This window comes from Nitratireductor arenosus, from assembly GCF_009742725.1.
GTDB classification, from domain to species: domain Bacteria; phylum Pseudomonadota; class Alphaproteobacteria; order Rhizobiales; family Rhizobiaceae; genus Mangrovimarina; species Mangrovimarina arenosa.
In genome coordinates this window covers 693125-713307 of the sequence record NZ_WPHG01000003.1, presented here as the reverse complement: position 1 = coordinate 713307, position 20183 = coordinate 693125, and the positions used below count along the sequence as shown (strand labels likewise).

17 protein-coding genes and 1 tRNA gene are annotated in these 20183 nt (G+C 65.6%); 11 read left to right on the top strand and 7 right to left on the bottom strand.

All coding sequences use genetic code 11. The features are described 5' to 3' along the window. The first annotated feature begins 180 nt into the window (after positions 1-180). Positions 181-254, top strand: a tRNA-Gln gene (locus GN330_RS15375). Between the two features lie 229 nt (positions 255-483). On the opposite strand, the gene GN330_RS15370 is transcribed toward GN330_RS15375, so the two are convergent. The 3 genes from GN330_RS15370 to GN330_RS24130 are packed head-to-tail and all read right to left on the bottom strand — an operon-like array spanning position 484 to position 2853. Further along, positions 484-972 (bottom strand): GAF domain-containing protein, encoded by a 489-nt coding sequence (locus GN330_RS15370; RefSeq protein WP_156713540.1) that lies wholly within the window; start codon positions 970-972, stop codon positions 484-486. 1 nt (position 973) lies between these two features. After that, entirely contained in the window at positions 974-2089 is a 1116-nt protein-coding gene (locus GN330_RS15365; RefSeq protein ID WP_156713539.1) for a M24 family metallopeptidase, read from the bottom strand. After that, complete coding sequence (locus tag GN330_RS24130; protein WP_197435186.1) at positions 2086-2853, bottom strand: FCD domain-containing protein; 768 nt, start codon at positions 2851-2853, stop codon at positions 2086-2088. The genes GN330_RS15365 and GN330_RS24130 overlap by 4 nt, the downstream gene beginning before the upstream one ends. 175 nt (positions 2854-3028) lie before the next feature. Between GN330_RS24130 and GN330_RS15355 the strand changes: the two genes are divergently transcribed. The 5 genes from GN330_RS15355 to GN330_RS15335 all read left to right on the top strand — a co-directional run bounded on the left by GN330_RS15355 (position 3029) and on the right by GN330_RS15335 (position 10422). Beyond that, a complete protein-coding gene (locus GN330_RS15355) occupies positions 3029-4024 on the top strand; it encodes a sugar ABC transporter substrate-binding protein (RefSeq protein ID WP_197435185.1) in 996 nt (331 codons plus the stop codon). Positions 4025-4091: 67 nt separating this feature from the next. Next, complete coding sequence (locus GN330_RS24010) at positions 4092-6113, top strand: hydantoinase/oxoprolinase family protein (protein WP_197435184.1); 2022 nt, start codon at positions 4092-4094, stop codon at positions 6111-6113. 19 nt (positions 6114-6132) lie between these two features. Beyond that, positions 6133-7854 carry a hydantoinase B/oxoprolinase family protein gene (locus GN330_RS15345; protein ID WP_156713536.1) on the top strand — a complete coding sequence of 574 codons (1722 nt, stop codon included), beginning with the start codon at positions 6133-6135 and terminating at the stop codon, positions 7852-7854. Between the two features lie 28 nt (positions 7855-7882). After that, positions 7883-9454: a sugar ABC transporter ATP-binding protein gene (locus tag GN330_RS15340; RefSeq protein ID WP_197435183.1), complete on the top strand. Its 1572-nt coding sequence runs from the start codon at positions 7883-7885 to the stop codon at positions 9452-9454. Beyond that, positions 9451-10422, top strand: a complete 972-nt coding sequence (locus GN330_RS15335) for an ABC transporter permease (RefSeq protein ID WP_156713534.1) — start codon at positions 9451-9453, stop codon at positions 10420-10422. Before GN330_RS15340 ends, GN330_RS15335 begins: the two co-directional genes overlap by 4 nt. Before the next feature lie 77 nt (positions 10423-10499). On the opposite strand, the gene GN330_RS15330 is transcribed toward GN330_RS15335, so the two are convergent. Together GN330_RS15330 and GN330_RS15325 are read right to left on the bottom strand one after the other, a co-directional pair. Beyond that, entirely contained in the window at positions 10500-11399 is a 900-nt protein-coding gene (locus GN330_RS15330) for an ROK family protein (RefSeq protein ID WP_156713533.1), read from the bottom strand. 11 nt (positions 11400-11410) lie between these two features. Beyond that, on the bottom strand, positions 11411-12271 hold the full coding sequence (locus tag GN330_RS15325) for a cupin domain-containing protein (protein WP_156713532.1): 861 nt from the start codon (positions 12269-12271) through the stop codon (positions 11411-11413). A gap of 82 nt (positions 12272-12353) precedes the next feature. Here GN330_RS15325 and GN330_RS15320 point away from each other — a divergent pair, with 82 nt between their 5' ends. Genes GN330_RS15320 through GN330_RS15300 form a run of 5 tightly spaced genes read left to right on the top strand, consistent with a single transcriptional unit; the run spans position 12354 to position 16792 of the window. Beyond that, positions 12354-12977 (top strand): TetR/AcrR family transcriptional regulator, encoded by a 624-nt coding sequence (locus GN330_RS15320; protein WP_156713531.1) that lies wholly within the window; start codon positions 12354-12356, stop codon positions 12975-12977. Beyond that, positions 12967-14082, top strand: a complete 1116-nt coding sequence (locus GN330_RS15315; protein WP_156713530.1) for an ABC transporter substrate-binding protein — start codon at positions 12967-12969, stop codon at positions 14080-14082. The genes GN330_RS15320 and GN330_RS15315 overlap by 11 nt, the downstream gene beginning before the upstream one ends. A gap of 3 nt (positions 14083-14085) precedes the next feature. Next, entirely contained in the window at positions 14086-15162 is a 1077-nt protein-coding gene (locus tag GN330_RS15310) for an ABC transporter ATP-binding protein (protein ID WP_156713529.1), read from the top strand. Further along, positions 15159-16016, top strand: coding sequence for an ABC transporter permease (locus GN330_RS15305; RefSeq protein WP_156713528.1), 858 nt, complete (start codon positions 15159-15161; stop codon positions 16014-16016). Before GN330_RS15310 ends, GN330_RS15305 begins: the two co-directional genes overlap by 4 nt. After that, on the top strand, positions 16013-16792 hold the full coding sequence (locus tag GN330_RS15300) for an ABC transporter permease (protein WP_156713527.1): 780 nt from the start codon (positions 16013-16015) through the stop codon (positions 16790-16792). Before GN330_RS15305 ends, GN330_RS15300 begins: the two co-directional genes overlap by 4 nt. 20 nt (positions 16793-16812) lie before the next feature. On the opposite strand, the gene GN330_RS15295 is transcribed toward GN330_RS15300, so the two are convergent. Both GN330_RS15295 and GN330_RS15290 read right to left on the bottom strand, forming a co-directional pair. Next, entirely contained in the window at positions 16813-18174 is a 1362-nt protein-coding gene (locus tag GN330_RS15295; RefSeq protein ID WP_156713526.1) for a phenylacetate--CoA ligase family protein, read from the bottom strand. Beyond that, positions 18171-20153, bottom strand: coding sequence for a TRAP transporter fused permease subunit (locus tag GN330_RS15290; protein WP_197435182.1), 1983 nt, complete (start codon positions 20151-20153; stop codon positions 18171-18173). Before GN330_RS15290 ends, GN330_RS15295 begins: the two co-directional genes overlap by 4 nt. Positions 20154-20183: the final 30 nt, after the last annotated feature.

Below are 20183 nucleotides of genomic sequence, written 5' to 3'. Positions count from 1 at the left end.
GGGCTTTGCGCATCGACCCGTCTCGCCGGGCGGCTGGTGAAAGCCGCGTTTTGCAAAAGTCGTGCCGCGTCAGGAAAGGCTTGATCGGCGCGGCGGATATGCTAGAAGCGCGCGCATCCGGTTCAGTCGCGTGCTGATCCGCCACGGTCGCCATCCAGGCGGGAAAACCGGTATTGCCGTTGGGGAATAGTTTAACGGTAGAACAGCGGACTCTGACTCCGTCGGTCCTGGTTCGAATCCAGGTTCCCCAGCCATCCTCCTAAGCTATTGATTTTATTCACCTTATCACTAGCAGGATTCATTAGCGCTCAGCAGCCGGACAATCGCTATCCGGACTACATCCTCCAATCTTAGCTCCTGCCCAGAGCGCGAAGAACTTGCCGCATTAGTCATTCGCTTCTTACGAAAGCGGCGCTGCTGCTCCTCACCGCCTATCCCCATATAACTGTTCTCTTCCGCAGATCGTCTTCGGGCCGGCGCGTCTCAGCGGGTCGTCCAAGTGGCGGCCAGTATGGCCAGCGCGGCCAGCGGCAGTTGCCGTCGCAGCGCAGCCAGCCGTTCCGGCGAAAAATGCCCCGCCTGCCCCATCATGTTGACCAACCCGACGGGCCTGCCCGCCACGATCACCGGCACATTGGCGAGCGCGCCATAACCCTGTTCGGCGAAAAAGACGTCGAAACCGGGCAGCCAGCGTTCGATTTCCGGACCGTCATTGGCGATAATCGGCTCGCCCCGGCCGAAAAGTTGGCGGAACCAGGCCGTATCTTCGACGCGGTCGGCGTCGCCGAGCGGGTATTGGTGCGGCTTGGAGGAAAAAAGCCGGGTCAGCACGCGCCCGCCGGGGGTCGGCGCGAGCACGGTCAGAAGGTCGTATCCGACCGTCTGCGCCACGCGCTCGGCCAAAAGCGCAAACAGCGCCTCCGGTCCGCGAGCGACGGCTTCGGGCAGGCCGGCGGCGGCGGTCGTCATCATCTCACCCGCCGATCAGGGTCAGGTCGCGGGAAAAGCCGGTCAGAGAGCGGCAGCCCTGTGGCGTCACCAGCACGTCGTCCTCGATGCGCACGCCGATCTCACCCGGCCGGTAGAGGCCGGGTTCGATGGTGAACACCATACCCGGCTCCATCGCCTGATGGTTGCCGATCATCACCTGCGGCGCCTCGTGCACGTCCTGGCCGAGGCCGTGACCGGTCTTGTGGACGACGAGATCGGCAAACCCCGCCTCGACCATCACATCGGTTACGCCCTGGTCAAGCTCGTGCAGCGACAGTCCGGGCCTGGAAACGGCGCGGCCATGCGCGTTTGCGGCCGCCACCGCCGCGTAGATCGCGCGATGCTCGTCACTGACCGTCTCGATGAAAACGGTGCGAGTGATGTCGGCGTTGTAGCCGCCCCAGGCGGCGCCGAAATCGATCAACAGCGCATCGCCCCTGGCCAGCACGCGCTCCGCGCTCGGCTCGCCATGCGGATCGGCGGCGGCGGCGCCGGTCAGCACGATCGGATCGAAGGCGGCACCGTCGGCGCCGTGCTCGAGCATCGCCGCCATCAACACCCCGCGCACGGCGCGCTCGCTCATCCCGGCCACGGTCACAGCCAGCGTGTCAGCCAGGGCTGCCTCGCTGATGGCGATGGCGCGGTCGATCGCCGCGATCTCGGCCTCGTCCTTGTGCAGGCGCATGCGCGAGATCGCCGCATGCGCGTCGATGACCGGGGTGTCGCGAAAAGCGTGGCGGATCGCGTTCGCCTCGAAGACGCGCATGCGCTGGCCCTCGACCCCGATGCGCGAGGCGTTGAGCCTGGCCGCGACCGCGGCGAAGGCGTCGGCATACCCGTCCGAATCCTGCCAGTAGGCGGTTTTCACCTCCGGCGCCAACGCCGCCCAGCGCGCCTTTTCCAGTTCCGGAACCACGGCGTGCATCGTGCCGGAGCGGGTCACGAACAGCACCGTCGGCCGTTCCATCAGATGAAAATTGGCGCCGGTCAGATAATAGAAATTCGCGCCCGGCACGATCGCGACCGCTTCGGCGTCGGTAGCCTCCATCGCCGAAAGCAGACGTTCCCGACGGGCCTGCCTGAGTTCTGGGTCGATCATTTCGGGCTCCTCAATCCGTTGCCGAGCGAAAAGTTCACGCCGACCTTGGGTTCCAGCGAGCGTTGCACCACACGCAGTTCCGACATCACGTGGGCGCTGGCCGCCTCCTCCGAGCGCATGGCGTCGCCGGCCTCGATCGCAGCGGCCATGGCGGCGTGCTCGGCAAGGCTGCGCTCGGCCTCCTCGGCATTGAAGATCGGGTAGTAGTGCAACAGATGCATGCGCCGGCCATAGTCGAGCGCCAGCCGATAGAAATTGCCGAGAAAGCCGTTGGCGCTGGCCTCGGAAATGGCGAGATGAAAGGCAAGGTCGGCCGCCGCGATTGCGTGGATATCGCCGCCCTCGACCGCCGTGGAATAGCGTGCCTGGCACCGCCTGACGACGGCGAGGGCATCTGGCGTGCGCACTTCGGCCGCAAGCCGGTTGATGGCGCGCGACAACAACATCAGCGTGTCCATGTATTCGTGCGCATTGCTCATCGTGTGCGGCGTGACGATGGCGCTGCGTCCCGGCAGAAACGTGACCAGATCCTCGCGCGACAGCATCAACAGCGCCTCGCGCACCGGCGTACGCGACAGACCGAAGCGCGCCGCTAGCGCGACCTCGTCGAGAGCCGTCCCCGGCGCCATGCGCAGCGACAGGATGTCCTCGCGCAATTCCTCGTACACCGCCGTCGAACCGCGCCCGCGTTTGGCCGGTGCGCCCTCCTGGCCGTCGCTCGCACCAGACTTCGTCCTGGCCTTCTTCGTCGTGCTCGGTGCCACGTCCTACTCCCTGCAACCGCATGGGTCCGCCGTTGATCGGCCGCTCAATAACCAGTGCGCGCGAACCGGCAAAGCGAAAATTCCGGTTTCAAAATTCCAGTTGCATAAAGTTTGTATTATGACTACGCTTCGACGTCTAGAGGGTTCGTTTGCATTTGTGGGAGGAGACGCAATCATGAATTCGCTGCAAAGACTGGCCGCATCGGCTGCGGTCTTGACCTTCGCCCTTTCGGGTACCGCGGCCGCAAAGGACTGGAAGGTCGCCTTCTTCGCTTCGTCGGCCCAGAACGGCTTCAATCAGGCCGTCTATGAGGGTGTGGAGAAGAAGGCCAAGGAACTCGGCAATATCGAAACCGCCATCTATGACGGCCAGTTCGACGCCGCGCGCCAGTACAGCCAGATCGAGGATGTGCTGGCCGGCGGCCAGTTCGATGCCTTCATCGTCGTGCCGAACGACACGGTGGGCATCGCCGGCGCGGTCGAGCAGGTCGGCGCGGCAGGCAAGCCGCTGGCCACGGCACTGTTTCCGATCGGACCGGATCTGTCCAAGCTGGAGCCGCAGGTGCCGGGCGTCACCGCGACCGTGGCCAGCCCGCCCGCCGACGGCGCCCGCGCCCAGGCCGAGGACGTTGTAGAATTCTGCGCCGAGCGCGATCCCTGCAAGGTCGTCATCATGATCGGCCAGCGCATCTATCCGTTCGACAATCTGCGCTACGAGGCCTATCGCGCGGTGCTGGACAAGCACGCCAACATCAAGGTCGTGGCCACCGGCGAAGGCAATTACGATCCCGACAAATCGCTGACGGTGATGCAGGACATCCTGCAGGCCAACAACGATATTGACGTGGTGTTGTCCAACGCCGACCAGCATCTGATCGGCGTCGAGATCGCGCTTGAGGCAGCGGGTAAATCCGTCGCCGACCTCTATCTGTCCGGCGGCGGCGCCGCCTCGGTCGCCATCGAGGCGATCCGCGAAGGCCGCTGGGACGTGACCCTGGCCCACTTCCCGGTATCGATGGGCGAATACGCACTCGACACCGTCGTCAAGGTGCTCGAGGGCAAGGACGCGCCTACCGTGATCAACATGGACGAGGTCGGACCGGTGCCGGCCCTGATTGACGCCGCGGTGCTTAAGGAACATCCCGACTTCAAGGGCGAGTGGGCGCAATAGGCGCTTCCGGCCGGCCGCATTGCATCGCGGCCGGCCATACCTGCAATGACCATCTGGGAGAGTTGACGTGACGGGCAGGTCCTATCGCGTGTCGGCCGATATCGGCGGCACATTCACCGACATCGTGTTTCAGGATGCCGACACCGGCGATTGCGAGGCGCACAAGGTGCTCTCGACGCCGGACAACCCTGCGCTCGCCGTGATCGAAGGCGTCGATCGCCACTTGCCCGAGGGCGCCGATGTCGCCTTCTTCGTGCACGGCACGACGGTCGGCCTCAACGCAGTTCTGACGCGACGCGGCGCGCGCGTGGCGCTGTTGACGACGCAGAATTATCGCGACGTCTACACGATCCAGGGCAACGACCGCGGCGAGATCTTCTCCATCCACTGGCGCAAACCACGCCCGCTGGTGGAAATCCCCGACACCTACACCGTCAACGAACGTATCAACGCCAAGGGCGAGGTGGAAACGCCACTCGCGGAAAACGAGTTGGACGACTTCATCGCCGCAGTGCGGGACAAGGACTACGAGGCGATCGCGGTCTGCCTGCTGTTTTCGTTCAAGAACCCCGCGCACGAACTGGCCGTAGAGGCCTATCTGCGCAAGCACCTGCCCGACATCGCGATCACGCTGTCGCACCGGGTCTCGCCGGAATGGCGAGAATTCGCGCGCACGTCGACGACGGTGATGGACGCCTATGCCGCGCCTGTGGTGCGGCGCTATCTCGACACGTTGGTGGGCCGGCTGTCGGCGCGGTTGCCCGAAGGGCGCCAACTGCACGTGATGAAGTCGAACGGCGGCGCCATGACGGCGGGCGCGGCGACCGAGATGCCGTTGCAGACGCTGCTGTCGGGACCGGTCGGCGGCACGATCGGCGGACGCACGCTGGCGGAGACCACCGGCCGGCCGAACCTGATCTGCGTCGACATGGGCGGCACCTCCTTCGACGCCAGCCTGATCATCGACGGCCAGCCTTCCGCCTCCAACGAGGCGGAACTCGAAGGCCTGCCGATCCAGATGTCGGTGGTCGACATCCACGTCATCGGCGCGGGCGGCGGCTCGATAGCCTGGCAGGAGGCCGGCGCCGTGCGCGTTGGGCCGCAATCTGCCGGGTCGGTGCCGGGGCCGGCCTGCTACGGGCGCGGCGGCACGGAGCCGACCGTCAGCGACGCCAACCTCGTGCTCGGCCGGCTCGATTCGTCGAACTTCGCCGGCGGCTCGATGACGCTCGACCGCGACAAGGCGCGGATGGCGGTGAAAAAGCTGGCCGACAGGTTCGACATGTCGACCGAGGCGATGGCGCAGGGCATGATCGACATCATCAACGCCAAGATGGCCGATGCGATCCGTACCATCACCATCCGACGCGGCATCGACCCGCGCGATTTCGCCCTGGTCGCCTATGGCGGCGCCGGCCCGGCCCAGGCGGCGGCGCTGGCCCAGCAGCTCGACATCAAGGAGGTCATCATACCGGTGATGCCGGGGGCGTTTTCGGCCTGGGGCATGCTGCAGACCGACGTGCGGCACGACTTCAAGATGACCTATTACGGTTACTGGCACGAGATCGCGCCCGAAGACCTGGCCGAGAAATTCGACAGCCTGGAAGAAAACGGACGCGACTACCTGCGCAAGGAGGGCTTCACGGACGCCGAGATCTCCTTCGAACGCTTTGCCGACTTTCGCTATCACGGCCAGGAATATGTGCTGACGATCCCGGTTCCGGCCGGCCCCGTAGACCTGAACGCCGTGCGCGGCAGCTTCGACGCGGCCTATGAACGCCAATACGGCCACTCCAGCCCCGACGCGGTGGTCGAGGTCGCCAATCTGCGCGTCGCCGCGCTCGGAACGCTGGAGCGGCCTGCCATTCCCGATCCAAGGGCGACCCAGCCAACCGCCGCGCGCGGGCGCAAGGTCTATTTCGACGGCACCGAGCACGAAACGGCCATCGTCAACCGCTCCGAGATCGCAGCCGGCGAAACCGTCGAAGGACCGGCCATCATCGAGGAGGCGACCGCCACGACACTGCTGCCGCCCGACTGGCGGGCCGAGGTGATCGCCGGCGGCCAGCTTCTCCTGACACATCGCTAGGCCGCGGAGGAACCAGACCATGGCTCACGCCGACCCGATCACCACGGAAGTGGTCCGCAATTTCGTCATCTCCTGCGCCCAGGACATGAACGCCGCCCTGTGGCGTTCGGCATTCTCGGCGATCATCTACGAAGGCCGCGACAGCGCCGTGGCACTGCTCGACGAAGAGGGCAACATGCTCGGCCAGTCGACCGGCGTACCGCTGTTCGTCGGCGCGATCGACGCCTGTGTGAAACTGGTGCTCGACCGTTACGGCGACGACATCCATCCCGGCGACATCTTCATCCTGAACGATTCCTACCTGCAGGGCACGCATCTGCACGATGTCACCGCCATCGGGCCGCTGTTCTACAAGGACGAGCTCGTCGGCTTCGGCGCCGCGCGCGCCCACTGGCAGGACATCGGCGCGATCGATCCCGGCTCGACCATGGGCTCGACCTCGATCTTCCACGAGGGCCTGCGGCTCGGCCCGACGCGCATCGTCAGCCGTTTCAAGCGGATTCCCGAATGGTACGATCTTTTGACCCGCAACACTCGGCTCAAGGACATGACGATCGGCGACCTCAACGCCCAGATCACGGCGATCCGCACCGGCGAGCGCCGTCTCGGCCAGATCCTCGACCGGATCGGAGCGGACACCTATCGCGCCGCCTGCGCCAACATCTTCGAGCAGGCGCGGCTGCTCGACCGTGAGGCGATCGCCAAGCTGAAGGACGGGACCTATTCCCGCGAGGGCTACCTCGACGATGACGGCGTCGGCACCGAGCCGGTGAAAGTCGCGCTCAGCCTGACGATCGAAGGCGAACGCATGATCATCGATCTGGACGGCTCGTCGGGACCGGTCGAGGGCTCGATCAATTGCGGCGCGGTGCAGACCGGCTCCCTGCTGCGGCTCGCCTACAAGACCATGATCAACCCGGACCGTGCGATCACCGGCGGGTCGTTTTCGACCATGGAGGTGCGCATTCCCGAAAAGTGCATGTTCAACGCCAAGGAGCCCGCGGCCTGCGAATGGTATTTCACCGGGCTCGGCCTGCTCGCCGACCTGATGATTTCCTGCCTGGGCGAGGCGATGCCGCACAAGGCGACCGCCGCCCACTACGGCGATTCCATGGTGGCGGCCTTTTTCGACATGGATCCCGAGCGCGGCCAGTGGATTTCCGTCGAGCCGACGGCCGGCGGCTGGGGCGGCACGGTCGGCCAAGACGGCGAGAGCGCCCTGATCAACCTCGTCAATGGCGGCTTCCGCAACCTGCCGGCCGAGGTCTATGAGACCAAGTTCCCGGTGCGGGTCGAGGAGTTTTCTCTGCGACGCGATTCCGGCGGGGCGGGACGCTGGCGCGGCGGCTGTGGCGTCGTGCGCAGCTATCGGCTGCTCGACGATTGTTTCGGCGCGCTGTGGTTCGAACGGTCCAAGACGCCGGCCTGGGGCATCAAGGGCGGCAGCGACGGCGCCGGGCCGGACAACGATATCGTGCTGCCGGACGGCTCCGTCGAAAAACCGCTCAAGATGCGCGCCAAGCGTTTTCCAAAAGGCACGCTGGTCGTCACCCGCACCGGCGGCGGCGGCGGCTATGGCGATCCCAGGGCACGGCCCGAAAACGAGGTGCTCGCCGACGTTCTCGCCGGCACGATCTCGCGCGAGGCGGCGCATTCGCTTTATGGTGTGACGGTGACCGAGGCCGGCGCCATCGATGCCGCCAACACCGAACCGCGCCGGCAGGAAGCGGCCCCGGGCTGATCGACATCGCGAAAGGACGTTGCGGTCGATGGACGAAACGGTGACGCACTGGCACGAACCGGGCGGAGGCGGTGACAACGCCACGCCGTGCATCAGCCTACGGGGCGTCGTCAAATCGTTCTCCGGCGTCAGCGTCCTGCGCGACATCGATATCGACTTTAAAGCCGGCGAAATTCATGGCCTGATCGGCGAGAACGGCGCCGGCAAGTCCACGGTCGGCAAGATCGTGGGCGGCTACTATACCCGCTCGGGCGGGGCGCTCACCGTCTTCGGCGATACGGTCGGGCATTGGGACCCGCCGCAGGCGCTGGCGCGCGGTGTCGCCATGATGCACCAGGAACTGCAACTGGTGCCCGACCTCACCGTCGCCCAGAACGTGTTTTTGGGCATCGAGACCAGCCGCGCCGGCTTTCTGGCCGGCGACGAGGCAGCGCGGTTGGCCGAGATCGCCGCATTCGCCGGCTTCGATCTCGACCCGTTGGCGCGGGCCGGCACGCTCAGCATCGCCGACCAGCAGAAGGTCGAGATCATGCGCGCGCTGGCGCGCGAGGCGCGCGTGATCGTGATGGATGAGCCGACCTCCTCGCTGACCCATGACGAGGCCGAGCGCCTGCACGGCGTCATGACGCGACTGCGCGACCGCGGCCACACCATCATCTACGTCTCGCATTTCCTCGATCACGTGCTTGCCGTCTGCGACACCGTCACCGTGATGCGCGACGGCGCAATTATCCGCACCGGCCCGGCGAAGGACGAAACCAAGGCATCGCTGATTACGGCGATGATCGGCCGGTCGGCCAAGGAGGTCGCCTATCCCGAATTGCCGCCCGAACCGCGGCGCAGCGGCACGCCGCTGCTTTCGGTGCACGGCCTGTCGACCGAAACCGGCGTGCGGTCCGCCGATCTCGCGCTTTATCCGGGCGAAATTGTCGGGCTGGTCGGGCTGGTCGGCAGCGGACGCACCGAAATCGTGCGTGCGATCTTCGGCGCCGACCCGGCCCTTTCGGGCACGGTCGAAATCGACGGCGAGCCGTTCGATGAGCGTTCGCCGCACGCCGCGATCGCACGCGGTCTTGCGATGGTGCCGGAAGACCGGCGCAAACAGGGCCTCGTGCTCACCCAGCCGGTGCGGGCCAACATGACGCTGCCGCATCTCGGCGCATTCGCCAAGCTCGGCCTGATCGGCGAACGTGACGAACGCGACGCGGTCGCCCGGCTCGTCGACTATTTCGGCGTGCATCCGAACCAGGTCGACGGTCAGGTGGTCAACTATTCCGGCGGCAACCAGCAGAAGGTGGTGATGGGCAAATGGATCCTTGGCGATCCGCAAATCATCATTCTCGACGAGCCCAGCCGCGGCGTCGACATCGGCGCGCGCCGGCGCATTCACGAATTCATCGGCGAGACGGCGCGCCGCGGCGCCGGCATTCTTCTGATTTCCTCGGAGATCGAGGAAGTGATGGGCCTAGCCCACCGCGCCTACACCGTGTCGGGCGGACGCGTGACGGGCCAGTTCGTGCCGCGCGAGACCACCGTCGACAAGGTCATATGGCGCCTGTTCCACGAACAGGACCAGCAGGAGGCAAAGAAAAGCGCATGAGTGCCACCAACACGACCCCCGGGGCATCCGCCGCCCCCCTGCTGCCGGTGCTGCGGTTCCTGCAAACCTATGCCGTGGCGGTGATGATCGCGGCCCTGATCGTTCTTCTGACGATCCTCAGCGATTCGTTCCTGACGCTGCAGAACCTGATCAACATCTTGAACCAGAACGCGCCGCTGGCGATCATGGCCTCGGCGATGACGCTGGTCATCATCTGCGGCGGGTTCGACCTCTCCGTGGGAGCGATCTTCGCCGTCGGCGGCGTGGTCGCGGCCGCCCTGGCGCTGCAGGTGCACCCGGTGGCCGGGCTCATCGCCGCGCCGCTGGTCGGCATGGCGCTCGGCTTCGTCAACGGCCTGACCATCACCGCGCTGAAGATCCATTCCTTCCTGGCCACGCTCGCCACCGGCCTTGTCTATCGCGGCATCGCGATCCTGATCACCGGCGGCACGCTCATTCCCGTGCGTCTGGACGCCTTCACCTGGCTCGGGCGCGAGCGGATCGGCCCGGTCTATGTCGCGGTGCTCGTGCTGATCGCATTCGCCGTCATCTTGACGGTGGTGCTCAACAGGACCACGCTCGGCCGAAAAATGTTCGCGGTCGGCGGCAATGAGGAAGCCTCGATCCTGTCGGGCATCCGCACCCGGCGCATCAAGATCATCGCGTTTTCCATCAACGGCTTCGCAGCCGGCCTTGCCGCCGCGATCGCGGTGTCGCGGATTTCGCTCGGCCAGGCGACGGCCGGCACCGGCATGGAACTGGAAGCGATCGCCGCCGTCATCATCGGCGGCACCAGCATCTATGGCGGCCAGGGCGCGGTGTGGCGCTCGGTCGCCGGCGTGTTCATGCTCGCGCTCGTCAATAACGGCTTCAACATCCTCAACGCCGACCCGTTCTACAAGGACCTGACGACCGGGCTGATCATCGTCGCCGCGGTCGCGATCAGCGCCAGCGGCCGACGCAACTAACAAGGGAAGGCATGCCGGGTCCGGGCGACACGGCCGACATCTTTGCCCCGGCACGGGCTTGCGCCGGCGTTGACTGTTCAGCCGCTTCGGAACGCTGTTGCTTCTTGCGGCGCGGCCAGCAGCGCCGCGCCGACCAGGCCCGATTCGGGGCCGAGCCCGGCCACCCTCAGTTCCGGGCACAGCGGCGCCGGGCGCCACAGGCTCTCATCGAGCGCGCGCCTGCACGCGGCAAGATAGGTCGGGCTCGCCGACGGCATCCCACCGCCCAGAACGACCACTTCGGGGTCGAGCACGTTGGCCAGGAAGCCGAGCGCGCGGCCCAGCAGCGCGCCGGCGCCCGCGACGATGACACGCGCGCTCGCGTCGCCGGCTTCCGCCCGGGCGATCAGCATGGCCACGGACGGCACGGCCAGCCCCGCCGCGCGGGCACGCATCAACATGCCCGCGCCGCCGGCGATGTCTTCGATGCTGACCGGCTCGCGGCGCGGATCCTCCTCGACCAGGTGGCTCATGCCAAGCCCCATCGCCCGGCCGCGACATCCCAGATACGGCACGGCGGCGCGCATCACGACGCTGGCAATGCCGGTGCCGGCATTGGCGTAGAGCCAGTCGCCCAGTCCGCGCCCGACGCCGAAACACGCCTCGGCCACGGCCGCGGCGCGGACATCGGAATCGAGTACCAAAGCCGGGGCGAACGAAAACGCCGCGCGGACTTCGGCCGATGTCCACGGCACGCGGTGCGCACTGACGATCTCGCCGGCCCTGTCGACGGCCTCGCAGATGCCGACCCCGACAGGAAGAGCCTCATCAGCTGCCAGCGCGCGCGCTTCTTCGGCAACCCGGCCGAGAAAATCGTCCCCGGCGCGCTCGCGCGCCGGGGTTTCGAGCCGCACGGTGCGCTCGACCCGCCCGCCGACTGTGTCGACCAGGCCGATGACGGTCTTGCTGCCGCCGACGTCGATGCCGATCACGTTCATGCGCTGTCAGCTCACGCGCCCTTGTCGCCCAGTCCGGGGCCAACGCCGAAGACGAAGCTCGCCGGCTCGCCGCGCAGATTGGCGTATTGGTGGCGCGCGCCGTCGGGGAAGAAGAAGCCGTCGCCGGGATTAAGCTCGAACCAGACCTGGCCTTCCCTGTCCGGACACAGGACATGCAAGCATCCCGACAGCACATAGAGGCATTCGTCGCCCTTGCGGGTGATCATGGAGGATTTGCGCCCCGGCAGCACGGTCGTCTTGCCGCTTTCCAGATGCTCCGTCGCCGCGTAGAGGCCGGTGATGACACCCTGATCCTCGGGATCGAGTTCCCAAAGCAGGTCCACGTCGCGCAACGTCTTGATGGTCGCGGTCTGCTTTTCTTCGTCGGCGGCCATCGGCCAGCGGCCGATGAAACGCTCCTGGCGATAGGTCGACTGTTCGAGATAGGGACGGGTGCGGGCATAGACGCCCGACGCGCCGGTCGACGGCGGCGGCGAGAAATACTCGAGCACGCGCACCGGCTTGTCGGACAGGCTGAAGCCGTGATGCCAGGTGTCCTTGCGGAAGAAGATCGCCTCGCCTTCCTGGACGATGCGGACCTCGCCCGTTTCCGGATTGGCCGCGCCGAACGTGCCCGATAGCACGTAAAGCACCTCGTCGGCGCCAAACACAGTGCGGTAATCCTCCGAGTGCTTGAACCCCGTGCCGCCGGCCAGACCGAAGACCAGCTGGTGGATCTTGTCGGTGGAGGCGTAGATCAGGTCGTCGACCAGCCCCGCTCCGGCATCGCCCCACACGTGACGCGTGACCTCGGCATAGGGGATGTGGGTCGGCCTGTCGAAAACAGGCCGCGGCGACGATTTGTAGCCCATTGAGAACTCTCCGCTGAAGGGTGTTTCAAGGCGCGAGCGGATCGCCCCTTGTTTTTGTACCGTCCGGACAGTACAAAGAACTATGAGCAAGCGCAAGACCTCTCATCCAACGGTCCAGAAATTGCTGGACACCGCCGAGACAATCGTCGCCAGGGACGGCCTCGTCGGCCTCACCTACGACCGCGTTTCGAAGGATGCCGGCGTCGCCAAGGGCACGGTGCTTTATCATTTCGCCTCGAAGGAAGACCTCATCACCGCGATGATCGAACGGCTCGTGTCGCGCTTCGACGCGGCCCTGTCGCAAGCGATGGGATCCGATCCCGATGCAAGCGGGCGGGCCGTGCGCGCCTATATCGCGGCCACTCACGAGGGTGATGCCTTCACCGGCGAATATTTCGACCGGGTGAACGGCGCCATCACAGCCGCGCTCGCCAACACGCCCGAACGGCTCGCCGCCGTCCAGGCCCAGGGCCGCCGCCACCAGGACGCCATCATCGCCGACTCACCCGATCCCGTGCTCGCCACGATCGTGCGCATGGCGATCGACGGCCTGTGGTTCTCCGAAAGCCTCGGCCTGATGAACTACGACCCCATGCTCAAGGCGGCGGTTCTCGCCCGCCTGAAGTCATGGACCTACGGCAAGGAGACGCCTGCCGCCAGCAACACACCCCAGGAACAACAACAGGGAGAAAAGAATGCACCGTAATCACGCCAAACCACGCCACGGCCTCGACCGCCGCAGCTTCATCGCCACCGGCACGGCAGCCGCGGCAATGCTGACGCTTCCGCGTTCGGCCATGGGCGCCACGCAATTGTCGTGGATCGGATGGCAAGGCTACGATGCCCCCCTCAAGGCCGGCGACTTTCTGAAGAAGAACGACATCGATCTGTCGACGACCTATATCAGCTCGAACGAGGAGATCATCACCAAGCTGCAGGCCGGCGGCGCCGGCCAGCTCGACCTGATCTCGATCTATTTCGGGCACATCCCGATCCTGGCCAATGCCGGACTGGTCGAACCCATCGACGAAGCGCGCGTGCCGGGCATCGAAAAGATCTTTCCCGAATTCCTCGACGTCGACACCATCCGTAAGGACGGCAAGCTCTACGCCGTGCCCTTTACATGGGGCACCTTGTCGATGGTCTACGACCCCGCGGCGATCGCCAAGCCGGCCTCGTGGAAGGACTGCCTGAAGGACGAATACAAGGGCAAGGTCTCGATCACCGACGACATTACCGGCCTGATCTCGACCTGGGCGCCGATCGTCACCGGCACCAAGACGCCGACCCGCCTGACGCCGGCTGAGCTCAAGCAGACGATCGACTTTCTGATCAAGATCAAGCGCGAGCACGCCCGCACCCTGTCGCCCAACTACGGCGAGGCGACCGACCTCTACGCGCGCGGCGAGGTCGTCATTTCCGCGATCGGCTGGGACGCGCAGGTGGCCTTCGCCGCCGAGAAGGATAAGGAGCTGGCTTTCGTACGCCCGCAGGAAGGCGTGATGGTGTTCATGGATACGCTTGCCATTCCGAGCGGGGCCCCCAATCGCGACGCCGCCTACAAGGCACTGGCGCAGGCGATCTCGGCGGCCGGACAGACGGTGATGGCGTCCGACCTGACCCAGGCCGTCGTCAGCAGCGACGCCGTGCCGCTGGTCGACGAGGTCAACCGCGAAGTCTACCAGTACGGCGATTTCGAAAGCCTGTTTCAGAGCGCCCGCTTCAACCCGTTCTGGCCACTGCAGGATGACGGCGAACACGCCAGCTACGATCAGATCCAGGAAGAATACCAGCGCTTCCTGCGAGCCTGATTAATGAACGCCACGGCAACCGATGACCCGATCCTGCGGCTGGCGGGAGTGGGTAGACGCTATGGCCAGACGGACGTGGTCAAGGATATCGAGCTGGCGATCCCGCGCGGATCGTTCACTTCGATCCTCGGCCCGTCCGGCTGCGGCAAGTCGACCCTTTTGCGGATGATAGGCGGACTGACACTGCCGACATCCGGTAGCATTGAGATCGATGGCGAGGACGTCACCTACCTGCCGCCGCAGAAGCGCCCCACCAACACCGTGTTCCAGAGCCACGGCCTGTTTGCGCATATGAGCGTGCGCGAAAATGTCGCCTTCGGCCTCTCGCTTGCCCGACGGCCGCGCTCGGAGATCGACGACCGGGTCAGCGATGCCTTGAAACTGGTCAGGCTTGACGGTTTCGAAAACCGTCCCGTCGATCGCCTCTCCGGCGGCCAGCAGCAGCGCGTGGCGCTGGCGCGCGCGCTGGTAATGCGCCCCAAGATCCTGCTGCTCGACGAACCACTCTCGGCCCTCGACCTCAAATTGCGCCAGGCGATGCAGGAGGAGTTGCGCGCCATTCATCAGGATGCCGGCGGCACCTTCATTTTCGTCACCCACGACCAGGCCGAGGCCTTCGCGCTCGGCGACCGGCTTATCGTCATGAACGAGGGCCGGATCGAGCAGGCAGGACCGCCCGGAGACGTCTATGCCCGTCCACGTAGCCTGTTTGTCGCCGACTTCGTCGGCGATGCGAATTTTTTCACGGGCATGCGCAGCAATGGACGGATCGACCTCGATATCGGCATCTGTCTCGACCTGCCGGGCCCGGACGGCTCGCTGCAGCTGATGCTCAGACCAGAGGCGGCGCGCCTCCACGCCGCCGGCGACGGCGGACCGGAAGACGGCCGGCTCGGCGTCGAGGGCAAGATCAAGGAGATCGTCGATCTCGGTCCATTCGCCCACTGCATCCTCGAACTGGACGGCGGATACAGGATCGAGATTGCCGGCATCCCCAGAACGATGGTCGATGCGTTCGCTGCCGGCAACAGGGCCACGGCAAGCTGGCCCGAGGCCGCCATGGTCGAAGTGGCTCCATGAGCGGCGCGCGCAGACCATCGCAGCGCCTGCGCGCGGCCCTGCTCGCCGCCCCCGCCTACACGGTCCTGGCGGTGCTGTTCGTCGTGCCGATGCTGCTGCTGTTCGTCGTCAGTTTCTGGCGGGTGCGCAATTTCGCGCTGACACCCGACATGTCCCTGGCCGCCTACGTCCGCGTCTTCGACACGTATGGCGACGTGCTCGTCTCGACGATGATAAACGGGGGCCTGACCGCGCTGGTCTGCGTCGGTCTCGGTTTCCTGTTCGCCTATGCCGCACGCTTTCGCGCCGGCCGCTGGGGCGACGCCCTCATCCTCGTGGCGATCGTCACGCTTTTCGGCGGCTATCTGGTCAAGATCTACGCCTGGAAGGCGATCCTGAGCACGGACGGCTTCCTGAATGCCATCCTGATCGCGTCCGGGCTGAGCGCCGAGCCGCTCGACACGCTGCTCTACAATCGCGGCGCCGTCATCGTGGCGCTGGTGCATTTCCTTTTGCCCTTCGCCATCCTGCCGATCTACGGGCAGTTGCGCAACGTGAACGACATCCAGATCGAGGCCGCGCACGATCTCGGGGCAAGCGGGCACCAGACTTTGATGCGCGTCATCGTCCCGCAATGCAGAACCGGGCTGTTCGCCGCCTTCGCGATCTCGTTTCTCTACGCCGCCGGCGACTATATCACGCCACGCTTTCTGGGCGGCGGATCGGGCTCGATGATCGGCCAGTTCATCGCCCGGGAATTCTCGACCCGTTTCAACTGGCCCGCCGGCGCGGCGATGTCGTTCGTGCTGATGGCGGCGAGCCTGCTGGTTCTGGGGCTGGTGGGTGCCCTGTTCGTCAGGAGAAGACCGTCTTGAGACCGTTTGGCGCCATCCTCTGGTTCATCGTCATCACGATGCTGGTGCTGTTCATGCTCGGTCCGCTGGCGATCGTCGTGGTGTTTTCGTTCAATTCCGGCGCGCTGGTCAGCCTACCGCTGACCGGCTTCAGCCTCGACTGGTACCGGGCGCTGTTTTCGTCGGCCGAGTTCTGGGCCGCGTTCCAGAACAGTCTCGCGGTGGCGGTGCCAACCGCGTTGCTGGCCACGGTCACCGGCACGATGACGGCACTGGCGCTGACCCGCAAGAGCGCGGCGGCAAGCGTGCCGCTGCTGACCGCGCTTTCGGTACCGATCATGATCCCGCCGCTCGTCGTGGCGATCGGACTTGTCGTGCTTTACGTGCGCTGGCTGTCGGTGCCGCTCGGGCTCGGCGCCGTCATCGGCGGGCACCTGCTTTTGACCCAGCCGCTGGTCGCTCTGGTCGTCAGTGCCCGCATGGCGAGCTTCGACCGGGTCGCGCTGGAGGCGGCGCGCGACCTCGGCGCGAGCCCGTGGCAGGCCTTCCGGCATGTCACGCTGCCACAAATCAGGGCCGCGCTCGTCGGCGCGGCGCTTCTCGCCTTCGCCATCTCGCTCGACGAATTCATCATCACGATTTTCACAATCGGGTCCGGCAACACGCTGTCGACCTTCGTCTGGGGCAAGATGCGTACCTCGCTCGACCCCTCCATCAACGCGATCGCCACCCTGCTGCTCGTTATCACGATCGGCTCGACCGCGATCGCGTTGCGCATGACGCGCTATCGCGGCTGAGCCGGCCCGCCCGGCGAGCCTCAATAGCGGCGTTCGAACAGCGGCGTCTTGCGTGTCGCCTTTTCGAACGTGCCGGGCGGCACAAATTCGATCCGTGGATTGATCTTCAAGGTCCGGTGAAGCGCCGCCGCGATACGGCGAGCGAGATCATCGAGATCGCCGGCGCCTGTTTCGGGAGCATGTTCGACCCGCAACACGAGCGGTGGCAATATGGTCGGCGGCGGCGCGTTGAGCACGATTCGCATGTCGCCCGTAACGGCGGGCGCGAACTCGGCGACGACGGATTTGATCGCGGCCGGATAGACGTTTACCCCCTTGACGATCAGCATGTCGTCGGAGCGGCCGACAAGCTTGATACGCGGCCCGCGAAAGCCGCAGGACGGACATTCGTCGAGCAGAAGCTGAACGATATCGCCATAGGCGTATTTGATCGTCGGGCACGCTTCGCGCTGAAGCGAGGTGTGGACCATCTCACCGATCGCCCCGTGCACGGGATCGATCGGCGCGCGGGTCACCGGATCGATCAAATCCTGGTAGCTGGTGCACAGTTCGGGGGCGATGCCGTGCATGCCGTGATAGGCCTCGCTGTCGCAGGAATGGCCCGAGGCATGGCCGGCCGGCGTCCACACATCGTAGGCGCGGGCGCCATAAACCGCCTCGATGCGCGCCTTCATGCCGGGGATCGTCGCCCAGCTTTCGCCGGTCAGGATCAGCCCCCGCAATCCAAGCTCGCCGACCTCCATGCCGATGATCTCCGGCGCGCGCGCTGCGAGATATTCGGCCAGCGAGGGCGTGCAGGACAGCCATTGCGGCCGCGTCAAGGCGGCCATGCGCAGCATGACCTCGGTACCCGCGCGGGCGTCGATGTCGATCGGTAGCGCCCGCGCCTTGCGCAGTCCGAACAGCGAGATCGTCGTCGCGTAGATGCCGAGTGCGAAACAAAACAGCACACGTTCGCCCGGCCGCACGCCGATATTGCGGAAGCGGGTCGCGATCGCCCCGCTCAGCCTGTCGATGTCGTCGCGCGAAAACGTATATGAAAAGGTGGGCACGCCAGTCGTGCCGGAGGTCGTCGCGGTCAAATGGAGATCCTCGAGCGGCGCACACAAATGCATGCCGAAAGGGTGTCCGAGCTTTTCACGGCTTTCCTCGGCACTGCGGCGCTCGTCGTCCTTGCCCATCAGAACCGGCATGGCGCGCAGATCTTCGAGGCCGCGAATGTCGCGCGGGTCGATGCCATGCGCGGCAAAACGTTCGCGGAAGAAGGGCGAGCGCTCGTGGCAATAGGCGAGTTGGCGTACGATCAGCCCGTCCTGCATGGCGCGGATCTCGTCGCCGGAACGGGTGTTGTTGGCGGGATCAAAGTAATTCGTCGTGATCATGAGGCTTTCCGGGGACTGGGTTTGGGCGCGGTCGGTGCGGTCGCCGGTTGCCTGCCGCGCCCTTCAAGGCGCAGCAAGATCACGCCGAGCCCATAGGCAGCGGCTGCGACCAGCAGCGAGGACCAGACGCCGTATCCGGCGGAGACCGTCTCGCTCGGCAGGACCAGCAGAAGGCCCGCAGCCAGCGCCAGCGCGCGGGCCGGCCACTCGGCGATCCCAGAGGCCACGCCGGCGCCCGGCAGATAGCCCTGGAGCGCGCAGGACACGAAGGTGACCCCGACCACGGCGGTGGCGAAAGCAAGGAGGATTTCGAACGCGGGCGCATCCATCAGCAAGGCCGGATGGAAAACGAAGACAAAGGGAATGATATAGATAATCGCGCCGATGCGCATGGCCTCGAAGCCGGTCTGGATCGGACCGGAATTGGAAATCGTCGCCGCCGTCAGCGCGGCGATCGCGACCGGAGGTGTGATATAGGACACGGCGCCGTAATAAAGCAGGAACATATGGGCGGCGAGCGGGTCGATGCCCAGCCTGGTCAGCGCCGGAACAAGCAGAATGGCGAGAAAGATGTAGCTGGCGGTGATCGGCATGCCCATGCCGAGGATGAAACAGGTCGCCGCGCCCATGAGCAGCAGTGCGTAGACATTGCCGCCGGCGAGCGCCAGCAGATCGTTGGTCAGCGAGCCGATGACGCCACTGACGAACAGGGCGCCGATGACAAAACCGATCGAGGCAACGATGGCGGCGAGTTCGGCCAGTGCGATGCCGATGCCGGTCACCAGATTGGCCACGCCGCGAAGGTCGAGGCGGTGGCGGGGATTGAACTGGTTGATCACCAGAAGCAGAGCCGTGGCGTAATAAGGCGCCTTTTCCTCCAGGCTGGTCAGAAGGATGAGCAGCACCAGCGCCACGATCACGGCCGCATAATACCAGCCCTCCCGCAAAACCTTGCGGAACTCCGGCATCAGGGACGGATCGAGCCCGCGCAGGCGCGTGCGGGCCGCATAGGCGTCGATCTGGACAAACATACCGAAGAAATACAGAAAGGCCGGGATCGTGGCCGCGATCGCGATCGTGGCGTAGGAGACGTTGAGAAAGCTCGCCATGACGAAGGCGGTGGCGCCCATGACCGGCGGCGCCAACACGCCGCCCGTGGAGGCGCACGCCTCTACCGCGCCGGCCATGCGCGCCGACAGGCCGCTGCGCTTCATGGCCGGGATCGTCAGGGTGCCGGTCGACATCACATTGGCGACCGCGCTGCCTGACAGGGAGCCGAACAATCCGCTGGAGACGACTGCGACCTTGGCCGGGCCGCCGCGATATTTGCCGCACAAGGCGAAGGCGATGTCGATAAAGAAGGCGCCGGCGCCGGTATGCTGCAGCGCGACGCCGAAGATGATGAAGCCGAGCAGCGAGGTAGCGACCGTCCGGCTCGGCAGACCGAACACGCTTTCCCCGCCATAGACGTGATAGGCGGCAAGATCGAGCAGCGGCTGGGAAATGCCGTTGAAGGGGCTCGGCAGGTGCGCGGCGACCAGGGGGAAGGCCGAAAGCAGCAGGCAGACGACGAAAACCGGGGTACCGCCGGCGCGCCGGCCGCATTCCATGCACAGCGCCCACATCACGAGCGCGATCCATTTCGCATCGTTCGGCGCGGCGAATTCCCAACCCTGCTCGAATATGATGTCCGCCTTGACGAACAGATAGACGGTGACCGCCAGGCTGACGAGCGCGAGGCAGGCATCGACCGCCCGCGATACGGTCCGGTTGTCGAACAGCCGCATCGGCATCACCAAAAAGGCCGTCGAGATCAGCAGGCCGATGATCAGCATCACCGCGGTCGATTCAATCAGCACGTAGCCGACCAGAAAATCCAGCCCGAATGTGTGATTGACGCTGATCGCGGTCACCGCGACGGCGACCACGAAGGTCAAGATGCGTTCGATCCCGCCGAGGCTCGGTCTCTCCCGTGCCACGGTGTTCTCCTCCTGCCGTTCCATCCTCCC

What these genes read in the sequence shown, in the direction of transcription:
- GN330_RS15340 (WP_197435183.1), top strand. Translation starts at nt 7,883, where the DNA reads ATGGACGAAACGGTGACGCACTGGCACGAACCGGGCGGAGGCGGTGAC.
- GN330_RS15365 (WP_156713539.1), bottom strand. Translation starts at nt 2,089, where the DNA reads ATGATCGACCCAGAACTCAGGCAGGCCCGTCGGGAACGTCTGCTTTCG.
- GN330_RS15315 (WP_156713530.1), top strand. Translation starts at nt 12,967, where the DNA reads ATGCACCGTAATCACGCCAAACCACGCCACGGCCTCGACCGCCGCAGC.
- GN330_RS15295 (WP_156713526.1), bottom strand. Translation starts at nt 18,174, where the DNA reads ATGATCACGACGAATTACTTTGATCCCGCCAACAACACCCGTTCCGGC.
- GN330_RS15310 (WP_156713529.1), top strand. Translation starts at nt 14,086, where the DNA reads ATGAACGCCACGGCAACCGATGACCCGATCCTGCGGCTGGCGGGAGTG.
- GN330_RS15325 (WP_156713532.1), bottom strand. Translation starts at nt 12,271, where the DNA reads ATGGGCTACAAATCGTCGCCGCGGCCTGTTTTCGACAGGCCGACCCAC.
- GN330_RS15305 (WP_156713528.1), top strand. Translation starts at nt 15,159, where the DNA reads ATGAGCGGCGCGCGCAGACCATCGCAGCGCCTGCGCGCGGCCCTGCTC.
- GN330_RS15320 (WP_156713531.1), top strand. Translation starts at nt 12,354, where the DNA reads ATGAGCAAGCGCAAGACCTCTCATCCAACGGTCCAGAAATTGCTGGAC.
- GN330_RS15345 (WP_156713536.1), top strand. Translation starts at nt 6,133, where the DNA reads ATGGCTCACGCCGACCCGATCACCACGGAAGTGGTCCGCAATTTCGTC.
- GN330_RS15330 (WP_156713533.1), bottom strand. Translation starts at nt 11,399, where the DNA reads ATGAACGTGATCGGCATCGACGTCGGCGGCAGCAAGACCGTCATCGGC.
- GN330_RS15355 (WP_197435185.1), top strand. Translation starts at nt 3,029, where the DNA reads ATGAATTCGCTGCAAAGACTGGCCGCATCGGCTGCGGTCTTGACCTTC.
- GN330_RS15370 (WP_156713540.1), bottom strand. Translation starts at nt 972, where the DNA reads ATGATGACGACCGCCGCCGCCGGCCTGCCCGAAGCCGTCGCTCGCGGA.
- GN330_RS15335 (WP_156713534.1), top strand. Translation starts at nt 9,451, where the DNA reads ATGAGTGCCACCAACACGACCCCCGGGGCATCCGCCGCCCCCCTGCTG.